This is a genomic window from Pseudoalteromonas sp. 2CM28B (assembly GCF_023161935.1).
Genome location: NZ_JALNTH010000030.1, coordinates 86,396 through 96,834, shown reverse-complemented (window position 1 = coordinate 96,834; position 10,439 = coordinate 86,396). Strand labels below are relative to the sequence as shown.

General features: G+C 38.8%; 11 protein-coding genes. 5 read left to right on the top strand and 6 right to left on the bottom strand.

The window, feature by feature from the left end; all coding sequences use genetic code 11:
* Window positions 1-399 precede the first annotated feature (399 nt).
* On the top strand, window positions 400-594 hold the full coding sequence (locus MTN96_RS27695; protein ID WP_013463106.1) for a (2Fe-2S)-binding protein: 195 nt from the start codon (window positions 400-402) through the stop codon (window positions 592-594).
* 108 nt (window positions 595-702) lie between these two features.
* Here the strand turns inward: MTN96_RS27695 and bfr (MTN96_RS27690) are convergent, their stop codons facing one another.
* The 4 genes from bfr (MTN96_RS27690) to MTN96_RS27675 all read right to left on the bottom strand — a co-directional run bounded on the left by bfr (MTN96_RS27690) (window position 703) and on the right by MTN96_RS27675 (window position 5,144).
* A complete protein-coding gene (gene bfr, locus MTN96_RS27690; RefSeq protein WP_008112262.1) occupies window positions 703-1,167 on the bottom strand; it encodes a bacterioferritin in 465 nt (154 codons plus the stop codon).
* Between the two features lie 10 nt (window positions 1,168-1,177).
* Window positions 1,178-1,651, bottom strand: a complete 474-nt coding sequence (gene bfr / locus MTN96_RS27685) for a bacterioferritin (protein ID WP_008466858.1) — start codon at window positions 1,649-1,651, stop codon at window positions 1,178-1,180.
* A 220-nt stretch (window positions 1,652-1,871) separates the two neighbouring features.
* Window positions 1,872-4,010 (bottom strand): TonB-dependent receptor, encoded by a 2,139-nt coding sequence (locus tag MTN96_RS27680; protein ID WP_248533486.1) that lies wholly within the window; start codon window positions 4,008-4,010, stop codon window positions 1,872-1,874.
* 273 nt (window positions 4,011-4,283) lie between these two features.
* A complete protein-coding gene (locus MTN96_RS27675; protein ID WP_138626958.1) occupies window positions 4,284-5,144 on the bottom strand; it encodes a cation diffusion facilitator family transporter in 861 nt (286 codons plus the stop codon).
* Between the two features lie 266 nt (window positions 5,145-5,410).
* Between MTN96_RS27675 and MTN96_RS27670 the strand changes: the two genes are divergently transcribed.
* From MTN96_RS27670 to MTN96_RS27655, 4 genes are all read left to right on the top strand, one after another.
* Entirely contained in the window at window positions 5,411-5,899 is a 489-nt protein-coding gene (locus MTN96_RS27670; RefSeq protein ID WP_016899173.1) for a GNAT family N-acetyltransferase, read from the top strand.
* Between the two features lie 70 nt (window positions 5,900-5,969).
* On the top strand, window positions 5,970-7,322 hold the full coding sequence (locus MTN96_RS27665; protein ID WP_248533484.1) for a DNA-3-methyladenine glycosylase 2 family protein: 1,353 nt from the start codon (window positions 5,970-5,972) through the stop codon (window positions 7,320-7,322).
* A complete protein-coding gene (locus MTN96_RS27660) occupies window positions 7,319-7,786 on the top strand; it encodes a methylated-DNA--[protein]-cysteine S-methyltransferase (RefSeq protein WP_075170325.1) in 468 nt (155 codons plus the stop codon). The genes MTN96_RS27665 and MTN96_RS27660 overlap by 4 nt, the downstream gene beginning before the upstream one ends.
* A 77-nt stretch (window positions 7,787-7,863) precedes the next feature.
* Entirely contained in the window at window positions 7,864-8,448 is a 585-nt protein-coding gene (locus tag MTN96_RS27655) for a thymidine kinase (RefSeq protein WP_248533482.1), read from the top strand.
* Here MTN96_RS27655 and ltaE read toward each other — a convergent pair.
* Together ltaE and rlmF are read right to left on the bottom strand one after the other, a co-directional pair.
* Complete coding sequence (gene ltaE, locus MTN96_RS27650) at window positions 8,431-9,435, bottom strand: low-specificity L-threonine aldolase (protein ID WP_248533480.1); 1,005 nt, start codon at window positions 9,433-9,435, stop codon at window positions 8,431-8,433. The genes MTN96_RS27655 and ltaE overlap by 18 nt on opposite strands.
* A gap of 19 nt (window positions 9,436-9,454) precedes the next feature.
* Window positions 9,455-10,387: a 23S rRNA (adenine(1618)-N(6))-methyltransferase RlmF gene (gene rlmF / locus MTN96_RS27645; protein WP_248533478.1), complete on the bottom strand. Its 933-nt coding sequence runs from the start codon at window positions 10,385-10,387 to the stop codon at window positions 9,455-9,457.
* Window positions 10,388-10,439: the final 52 nt, after the last annotated feature.

The following is a 10,439-nucleotide window of genomic DNA, read 5'->3' as shown; positions in this document are numbered from 1 at the left end:
GTATAGATTAATAGATCATAAGCAGAACATACTTAGACCAAAAGGTGATCAGAGTTTTCACACAGTCTGGGCACAAACCGGAAATAACCCACGCACTAATTCTATATTTATACATTAAGGTTTCTTCAGACTTAATGTAATTCATTTCAATCATTCAACTATTTACCTAAATCTAAACCTATTTAAATTCAAGGTTAGACTTTAGTTAATAAATCTCAATTTAAGTGCCACACTTCGAATCAAATTCAAACAATTCTCAACCTGCCGCGAATTCTCAATTTAAGTGGCGCTGACCAGACTAAAAAATAAAATTTAATTTTTGATCAAAAACCAATTGATAACTATTTTCGTTTAGATTAGTATAAACCTACTAAATGAAATTGAGAGTTGTTTGTATTCATGTATATTTGTCTCTGTCACGGTGTGACCGATAAAAAAATTGAGCAAACCATCGACGATGGTGCTACTACCATGCGCGAGTTAACTAAAGAGCTTAAAGTGGGCAGCCAATGCGGTAAGTGTTGTTGCTGTACTAAAAAGATCCTCAATCGTAAACTGATTCAAATTGCAGATATAACCGATCAAGTGGCTTAATAGTAATTTATAAAAGTAGGCCCTATCTAAACGAATTGGTTTAACATTTAAAAATTAAACATAAAAAAAGCAGCCTTAGCTGCTTTTTTTTGTATTTATAACTTTAATTTACAGTTGCGATTGTAAGTAGTTTTCAAGCCCAGTATTTTTAATCAGTAGTTGCTGTGTTTCTAGCCAATCAATTTGCTCTTCTTGCTCATTTAAAATGTTATCGAGCGCTTCACGGCTAATATAATCTTTTTTACTTTCAGCTAGTTTAATGGCAGCACGTAGCTCATCTACTGTATCAAGTTCAAAGCTCATGTTAGCGGCAATCATTTCTTCGCTGTTTTCGCCAATACGTAAGCGTCCTAAATCTTGAAGGTTCGGTAAGCCTTCTAAAAATAAAATACGCTCAATTAAACGATCAGCATTTTTCATTTTTTGTATCGATACTTTGTAATCAGCTTTGTCTAGTTTACTAAAACCAAAATCTTTAAACATGCGTGCATGTAAAAAGTATTGGTTAATACCCACAAGCTCATTAGCAAGTACTTTATTTAGTGCTGCAATAACGTCTTTATCGCCTTTCATAATATAGTCCTTATTCGCCCATTTGAGCTTGGTGATAGTTTTGAGTGCCAATTTTGTCAATCAGACCCAGTTGTTGCTCTAACCAGTAGACGTGATCTTCTTCGGTATCAAATAATAGCTTTTCTAATATTTCACGAGATTGATAATCTTGCTGTTGTTCACAGATAGCAATAACCTCTTTAACACACTCAACCACTTCAAGTTCTAAGGTTAAGTCGTTTTGCATCATGCTTTTTACATCGTTACCAATTAACAGGTCACGACGTTTGGTCATGTTTGGTACGCCTTCTAAAAAAAGAATACGCTTGATTAGCCAGTCAGCGTGGTCTTTTTCTTCTTCCATTTCATGGTTAAGACGCTCATAAAGTTTGTTTAAGCCCCAATCGTCGTACATACGAGAATGAATAAAATACTGGTCAATAGCAGCTAATTCGTTAGCTAACAATGTATTGAAGGCGTCGATTACTTTTTGATTACCTTTCATAGCGCTTATCCTAAAAATTCTAATTGTGGCTAGTCTAGTATATAGGCACAGAATTGCAAGTAATTTACTTATAAATCATATGGTTAATATTGAGTTTGATTCTCGTTTAAGTTTGCATTGCTGGCTGACAAATGGACAGGTTGTTATTTGTATTTTAGATCAGCAAGTTAGTTGAGGGTATAAGCGCGTTCATACCGTAAAAGTACGAACGCGTAAGTGATTAAAATTGATAAGTAACACCTACTGTGGCCGTGGTACCTAAACCTTTAATGTTGTATCCGCCATAGGTGTAAGATTGCGCACGGGCAGGGAAGTAATCTTGGTTAAATAAGTTTTCTACCCCGATAAAACCTTGCCAACTATCTGCAAACTGATACTGACCACTTAAATTAAACACAGTGTAGTTATCGACAGGTCCCTGATCGCCAACATATTTACCATTATCATTAGGCTCAAAGCGCTTTCTATCACCCACATACAAGTAACTTAATGTTAGTGACAGGGTATTCGTAGGTTGCCAGTTAAGATTGGCTGTGGCTTTTGGTGGGCTGATTTGCTTAGAGCCTAAATATATATCGGCTTCAGTATTTTTACCTTCTACATAACTATAAGTTGCTAGTAATTTAAGAGATGGGCTTATGGTGTAGTCTACTAAGGCTTCATAACCCCAAATTTCTTGAGGTGCTCTAACCGGTTCATAAACACCGGTTACTTCATTAAATTTGTTTGTAGTGCCAAGCTCAGAGGTGCTTCGATATGCTGCGACTTCTAAACGAACTGCATCGAATTGAGAATTAAAACCAATTTCATAATTATCGATAATTGAAGCTTGTGTTTGAATAAGGCCTATATCATTTACTGTGGCAGAGCGAAGTAGGCGGCCAATATCTGATATATCAGATCCCTGTGAGTAGTTTAAAAAGGGGCTGAATTTTTCATCTAGATTGTATTTAATGCCCACGTTATAGGTTGTAGCATTGTAATCAACCGTGTCGCCTTTTACGCTAATTGGCACAGAGCATTGCGTGGCCGTTTTACATAATTTGAGCGTGCGATAATCGTCTACGCTAAGGTCAATATTTTCTTTGCGTACACCGGCCTTTATTATTAAGTCATTAGCGATGACCCACTTAGTTTGTAAAAAGCCCGCGACACTTTTCATGTCCATTTCTGGCACCCAAACCCGGCCATCAACTAGCGGTTGTGCAGTCACATCATTTAACGCATCAATTCCGTAAATAAATGACGCTTCAACTGAGTCAAAGTCAACCTGGGTATTAAAAGTTGCTCTGGCGCCTTTTTTTTCTGAACTTATAACGGATTGACCACCTTGATAATTCTCATCAGGATTGGCAAGGTTTGGAGAAAAGAAAAACACATTTTCTATATCTTGCGTATAGAGATCTAACGTCATTTGTGTGTTTTCAAGCAGTGCGTAGTCAGTGTATTTTAAGGTTATATTTTTGTTGCCTTCTGGCCCTTGTGGTTTACCTTGCTTTTGTAATTCTGACGGCACATGAATCGCGTAGGTTTTTTCTCCTAGGCTCATATCACCAACAACATCGCCTAAGTCGGTTTTTTGTTGTGAGCTGAAGTAGTTATAACTAAATTGGAGTTGCTTTTCATCATCAAAGTCATAGCCAAGTTTAGTGAAGTAATTTTGTGTAACGGCATCAGATAAACCATATTGTAAACCGAGAATATCGCCCTGCGAATCGCGTTGTACACCGTTTTCTTCGTAACTTGCAGTTACTAAGTAGCTAAATTTATCTGCACGACCATTAAATGCTGCAGATACCCTTGCGCCTGCGCTTTCTTCAAGTTTTACCGCACTAAAACGACTCGATAAGCTTATTTTACCTTGGGTTTGCCCATCGCTTTGTGCTTGTTTGGTAATATAGTTAATAATTCCGCCTGATGCGCCGTTACCATAAATCGACGTTGCCCCTTTAATGACCTCTATTCGACCTATTGCGCTTGGATCTAAGGTTTTCACCCCTAATGATCCGTTACGCAATGGTGTTGACTGTGGCACGCCATCAATCATGATCAGTGGGGCCCGCCCGCGTAAAGTTTGTCCTGAATTACTTGAGCTTCCAGTATCTGGAGCAAGGCCGGGAACCATTTGTGCTAAAAGGCTTTGTAATTCTGGATTAACTTTTAAATGCGCTTCTATTTGTTTTTGACTAATAATAGTTATGGAAGCAGGAACCTCATCAATACTTTCAAAAACACGACTACCCGAAACAATAACGTGCTCCATTTCTGTTTGATTTAAATTTCTTTGGATCGTTGATTCGTCTGCAATACTGGCGCCACTGACTATTAATGCTATTAAGCTCAGAGATGTTTTAAACATGCGGGTCCTTCGTTTGAATGGTTTTAGTTGTATTAATGATGGGCGCAATATTAAGAGTAATTTAAAGTAAACGCAAGGTTAATAATAATTGTTGTTATTTGTATTTAATAAGGAGGGGGTAATAGAGATTTAAATATAGCGTTGTGTTAAAAATAGAGGTTTTACTCGTACCGATAGTGGATTATTGTTAGCAGGTCTTCTGCATTATGTTACACAAGGCATAAAAATAAGGATGCGATCAGCTTTAATTACAAAGCACTTTGTATAATCAAACTAAGATGAACAACACTCAATTACGCAGTGTTCAATTGCAAATTCATCATGTAAATAGTGTTTTATGGCATTAAGCTCAATAGGGGTATCTGTTTGCATCACAATTTCACAGTGAGTGGTAGTATCGTCCAGTTGCCACGCTTTTATGGATTTTATTTGCGTAATAGCAAACTGTTGTAGTAATTTTTTGCTGATAAGTTGCTGGTCAAAACCAATGGGGGCTGCCTGCATTAAAATGCTGCAGCTGGCTTTAAGTAATAATACGCCGTGATAAATAACATACATTGATATCAATATAGTCGCTATTAAATCAACTACATACCACTGGTATAAAATAATTAAAGTACCCGCAATAATAACCACAATAGAGGCCATGGCATCAGACACATTATGAATAAACGCCGCCTTTATATTCATGTTGTTTTTAGCGCCGGCTTTAAAGGTTAATAATGCAGTGACTAAATCAATGAATAGCGCTACTGCAGCAACCCACACAATGATCCAGCCATTGATAGGTTGAGGGTTTACATACCCGCTAATTGCTTCAAAAACTAAATAACAGCCAATCACAATTAAGGTTGTACTGTTAAAAAGTGTGGCTAATATTTCAGCGCGTTTGTAGCCAAAATGATGGGTTGTATCAGCCTGCTTATTGCCAATTTTTCGAGCAACGAGGGCGATAAAAATTGAGGCCGCATCACTTAGGTTATGTAATGCATCGGCAATTAATGAAAGGCTGCCAGAAAATACGCCGCCAACAACTTGCACTGCAGTCAGTAAAACATTTATAAATACGGCAAGAGTGAGCTGTTTATCACTTTGGTTATCATCAACGTGACTGTGTGAATGACCGTGACCCATCTTAGTTAAACTTCCTCATTGCTTTACTGTGTACTCATAATGACAACTTTTTGCCATATATAAAAGCATTGTTTTAATTTGTTTTTTTAATGCCCTAATGGCTAAATTGAAATAAGCTCATGAACGTTACTCATTGAATGTAAAACGATATGCTAGGGTATAAATAAATGTATTAATAGCTTAAATTATTATAATTAGTTAAGCACTTTTTATATTAAATTAGATGCTTGCCAGGCATAAAAGTAGTTTTTTAAAGGTCAATAACAATGAACACAGCAATAGAAATTCGCGATGCAAAGCCAAGTGATGCAAAAACAATTCTACACTTTATCAATGAGCTTGCTATTTACGAAAAAGAACCTGATGCAGTTAAAACCGATGAGCAAGCCATTTTAAACACCCTGTTTTGTGAAGGCGCAACGGCGCACAGTTTAATATGTTTACAAGATGATGAGCCAATTGGTTTTGCCGTATATTTCTACAACTACTCGACTTGGTTAGGTAAAAATGGCCTCTACCTAGAAGATTTATACGTGAGCCCAGATAGCCGCGGAAATGGGGCTGGTAAAGCCATTATGAAAGAACTGGCAAACAGAGCAATCAATAAAGACTGTGGTCGCTTTGAATGGGTGGTACTTGATTGGAATAAACCCGCGATTGATTTTTATAATAGCATGGGCGCTGAGCCACAAAATGAATGGATTATATATCGTTTAACGGGTCAGGCATTAATTGATTTTGCAAACAAAGATTAGTACCGAATATGGCCAGTAATACGCTTAGTTTTTGCTAAGCTAAGCGCTACCGAATTTACAAGAGCATTTTATGGGTGATCAGCATTGGCAAAAAGCACGTCAAAGTCGTGATGCGCGTTTCGATGGGCTTTTTTATGTAGCCGTTAAAAGTACCGGTATTTATTGCAGGCCAATTTGCCCTGCGCCCACAGCTCACGAAAAAAATGTGGTTTACTATCAGTTTGCGCACTCTGCCGCGCAAGCTGGTTTCAGGCCTTGTATTCGTTGTCGGCCCGATAGTGCACCAGGAAGTGCGGCTTGGCAGGGAACAAAAACAACGGCTCTACGAGCCAAGCAATTAATTGATCAGAATAATCAGCACGACTGCGAAAAGCTCGCTACGTGTTTAGGAATAAGCAGCCGTTATTTAAGGCGATTATTTTCTCAATATTTCGGCATTTCTATCACGCAATATCGATTATTTAACCAATGTCATTTTGCAAAAAAATTAATTCAAGAAACCAGCTTATCGCTTACCGAAATAGCATTTGCCTCAGGCTTTAAAAGTGTTCGGCGTTTTAATGATGCTTTTTTAAAACAACTTAATATTGCGCCCTCAGCGCTCAGAACCGCCAGGCACCCAACTAATATTGGGCTCACCTTAATTTTGCCTTTTCGTCCGCCGTATAACTGGCGGGCATTGCATGGGTTTTTAGCAAAGCGAGTAATAGAGCCAATAGAGTGGTTAACGCCAATCAGTTATGGGCGTACTTTTACTTATAAATCGTGTAGAGGGCGCTTTGATGCTGAGTTTGTTGCAGATAAACATCATTTTCGGGTGCAAATTGATATAGATAATACGCAATATTTACAGCCAATTATTAACAACATTTGCCGTGTACTTGATTTAGATGCTGATATAAATCTAATCGAGGCACATTTAAGCGAACACATTAATAATGCATTTCCACTTACGAAAGGCTTAAGGTTACCGGGTATTTGGTCAACCTTTGAAGCGGGTATTCGCGCTGTGTTAGGTCAGCAGGTGAGTGTAACTGCGGCGCATAATTTAGTGACTCAATTAGTGCAACAGCTTTCAGAGCAACAAGAGGGAAAGGTGTACTTTCCAACACCTGAAGTAGTGGCAGGTAGTGATTTTGCTTTTTTTAAAATGCCGCAGGCACGTAAAAATGCACTGCATAATCTCGCTGAATTTTGTGCCGTTAATCCAAATTGTGATGACTTAGATCAATGGCTTAGTTTAAAAGGAATTGGCCCTTGGACGGTTAATTACGCAAAACTGCGCGGTCAAAGCCAACCCGATATTTTACTTGATGGCGATTTAGGGGTTAAAAAAGCCCAAGCGGCAGCAAGCTCGTTTGAATCTGCGAACTGTGCACCATTTCGATCTTACTTAACTTTTCAACTTTGGCAGCAATTATGATAGTGCAAACCAGTTTACCCAGCCCGATTGACGATATTATTATTCAGGCAACTGAAAACGGTATTAGTTATGTGGGGTTTTATCCACCGACCAGTTATACCAGTACGCCTTTAAATAAGGTGACTAATTCACATGTTTTATCTTGTGTGGCGCAGCTTAATGAGTACTTTGCTCATACGCGTACTGAGTTTGATTTAGAGCTTGATACTGGCGGCACGCCATTTCAGCAAAGCGTATGGCAGGCATTACAAAGCGTACCGTTTGCTAAAGTGGCAACCTATAAAGATATTGCCATACAATTAAATAATCCTAAAGCAGTGAGGGCGGTGGGGGCTGCAAATGGCAAAAACCCAATCAGCATTATTGTGCCGTGTCACCGCATCATTGGTGCAAATAAAAAGCTAACTGGTTATGCTGGTGGCCTAGAGCGTAAGCAATGGTTACTAGAGCACGAAGCAAAATAAATAAAATAGCGTTTCCAAATTTGTATTCTCTGCACTTTAGGGTAGCATAAGCGCACTTTTTATTTGAAGGCACGGCCATGGCGCAATTATACTTTTACTACTCTGCAATGAATGCAGGTAAATCAACCACTTTATTACAATCAGCGTTTAATTATAAAGAGCGCGGTATGGAGCCGGTGATCCTCACCGCTGCCATTGACGATAGAGCAGGAGTAGGTAAAGTATCCTCACGTATAGGCCTTCAAGCAGATGCACATATTTATGATGCGGATAAAGACGTGTACGAGCTAATTAAATCGCTCAATAGTGATAAAAAACGCCATTGTGTGCTGGTGGATGAATGTCAGTTTTTATCTAAAGATCAAGTTATGCAGTTAACCGATGTAGTCGATGAATTAGGTATTCCCGTATTGTGTTACGGATTGCGTAACGACTTTAGAGGGGAGCTGTTTATAGGGTCACAGTATTTACTTGCTTGGGCTGATAAGTTAATAGAACTTAAAACGGTGTGTCATTGTGGGCGCAAAGCAAATCACGTATTACGTACCGATGAAAATGGCGAGGCTATTGCCGATGGCAACCAAGTAGAAATTGGCGGCAACGACCGTTATGAATCGGTGTGCCGCAAACATTATAAAGCCGCGTTAAATATGGGCCGTTAGGGCTTTTATAAAGGTATCTATATCCGCTTTGGTTATACCTAAATGGGTTACTAGCCTAAGTTGCTTACTTGGGCTAAACACAATGTCCTGTGCTTTTAAATTTGCTGCTAGTTTTGTGATGTTTATGCTGTTATCAAACGTAGCGTAAACCATGTTTGTGGTATTACTCATATTTACTTCAAGGCCTGAAATTTTATTTAACTGCTTTGCTAAATAACGTGCATTAGCGTGGTCATCGACTAAACGTTGAGTGTTATTTTCTAAAGCATATTGCCCCGCAGCAGCTAATATACCCGCTTGGCGCATACCGCCGCCAAGCACTTTTCGCCAGCGTCTTGCTTTGGCTATCAATGCTGTTGAACCAAGCAATAATGAACCAACAGGTGCACCTAATCCTTTTGATAAACAAATAGAGACTGAATCAAAATGTTGGGTTATTTCTTTAATATCAACGTTAAGCTCGGCAGCGGCATTAAAAGCGCGAGCGCCATCTAAATGCAGTGCTAAGTTATGTTGGTTAACAAATTCGCGTGCTTTGAGTAAATAATCAATACCGAGCACTTTACCACCTATGGTGTTTTCAAGGCTTAACAGGCGGGTTTTTGCAAAGTGGCTATCATCGGGTTTAATTGCTGCAGCAATTTTAGTAAAACATAGACTACCATCGGCTTCATTTTCAATAGGCTGTGGCTGAATAGAGCCTAAAACGGCAGCGCCACCGCCTTCAAACTTGTAGTTATGAGCATTTTGGCCACATATATACTCATCGCCACGTTCACAATGGGCCATTAATGCAAGTAGATTTGTTTGTGTGCCTGAGCTACAAAAAAGTGCATCTTGCACATTAAAACGTAATCGAGCATAAGCTTCTAATTGGTTTACACTTTCATCATCGCCATAAACGTCGTCGCCGACGGGGGCATGATACATAATATCCCGCATTTTGCTGCACGGTTTTGTTACTGTATCTGAGCGAAAATCTATCATGGGGTGTCCTTAAGTGGCTTTATACTAATTCTTCACAAATTTGTTCTCGGGTGGCTTTATCAAAATAGCTCCATGCAATAAAGCGACTGACTTTTTGTCCTTGTGCCATTTCAACAATTTTAAATTCACTAATAGGCTGTTGTTTTAGCTGTGCTTCTAAGGCTGCTAGAGTTTCTTTTTTAGAAACCAACGAGGTAAACCAAATTACTTGGTCACTGTGATCCCTGCTTTCTTTGATCATAGTAGAAATAAAGGCCAGCTCACCACCTTCACACCACAGCTCATTACTTTGTCCGCCAAAGTTGAGGGCGTTACTGGGGGCTTTACCTAAGTTTTTCCATTTACGTTCACTGCCTTTATTGGCTTCTTCTGCACTGGCGTGAAATGGCGGGTTACACATCGTTAAATGATACAAATCTTTCGCATTAACCACCCCTTTAAAAATATGCTCGGGATTTTTTTGTTGTTTAAGCGTTATTTTTAAATCATTAAACTGAGCGAGCTGCTTGGCTATTTTTATTGCTGCTAAATCGATGTCGCTGCCAGTAAAGTGCCATTGGTATTCGCTATTGCCCGTTAGCGGGTAAACTAAGTTAGCGCCAGTGCCTATATCAAGCACTTTAATTTGTCGGCCAGTGGGAATAACCTGCTGATTATCTTCGCTGAGTAAGTCAGCTAAGTAATGAATATAATCTACTCTACCTGGAATAGGTGGGCATAAGTTGTGCTCAGGAATGTCCCAAAAGTTAATGTTGTAATGGCTTTTTAATAGCGCCTGATTTAAGGTTTTTACGGCTAAGTTATTACTAAAATCAATACTTTGATTGCCTGCTGGCGCCGTAATTAAAAAAGCAGTTAACGAAGGGGTTTGCGAGGTAAGCAAATTAAAATCGTAACCATTTTTGTGTTGATTGCGTGGATGTAATTTAGAACGAGTTGATTTTGCTTTCATGAGGCTTTTTTAACAACAGGAATAAAAGCCAATAGTAACAAATACAGACAGA

What these genes read in the sequence shown, in the direction of transcription:
- rlmF (WP_248533478.1), bottom strand. Translation starts at nt 10,387, where the DNA reads ATGAAAGCAAAATCAACTCGTTCTAAATTACATCCACGCAATCAACAC.
- bfr (WP_008466858.1), bottom strand. Translation starts at nt 1,651, where the DNA reads ATGAAAGGTAATCAAAAAGTAATCGACGCCTTCAATACATTGTTAGCT.
- MTN96_RS27680 (WP_248533486.1), bottom strand. Translation starts at nt 4,010, where the DNA reads ATGTTTAAAACATCTCTGAGCTTAATAGCATTAATAGTCAGTGGCGCC.
- ltaE (WP_248533480.1), bottom strand. Translation starts at nt 9,435, where the DNA reads ATGATAGATTTTCGCTCAGATACAGTAACAAAACCGTGCAGCAAAATG.
- MTN96_RS27665 (WP_248533484.1), top strand. Translation starts at nt 5,970, where the DNA reads ATGGGTGATCAGCATTGGCAAAAAGCACGTCAAAGTCGTGATGCGCGT.
- MTN96_RS27670 (WP_016899173.1), top strand. Translation starts at nt 5,411, where the DNA reads ATGAACACAGCAATAGAAATTCGCGATGCAAAGCCAAGTGATGCAAAA.
- MTN96_RS27660 (WP_075170325.1), top strand. Translation starts at nt 7,319, where the DNA reads ATGATAGTGCAAACCAGTTTACCCAGCCCGATTGACGATATTATTATT.
- MTN96_RS27695 (WP_013463106.1), top strand. Translation starts at nt 400, where the DNA reads ATGTATATTTGTCTCTGTCACGGTGTGACCGATAAAAAAATTGAGCAA.
- MTN96_RS27675 (WP_138626958.1), bottom strand. Translation starts at nt 5,144, where the DNA reads ATGGGTCACGGTCATTCACACAGTCACGTTGATGATAACCAAAGTGAT.
- MTN96_RS27655 (WP_248533482.1), top strand. Translation starts at nt 7,864, where the DNA reads ATGGCGCAATTATACTTTTACTACTCTGCAATGAATGCAGGTAAATCA.
- bfr (WP_008112262.1), bottom strand. Translation starts at nt 1,167, where the DNA reads ATGAAAGGCGATAAAGACGTTATTGCAGCACTAAATAAAGTACTTGCT.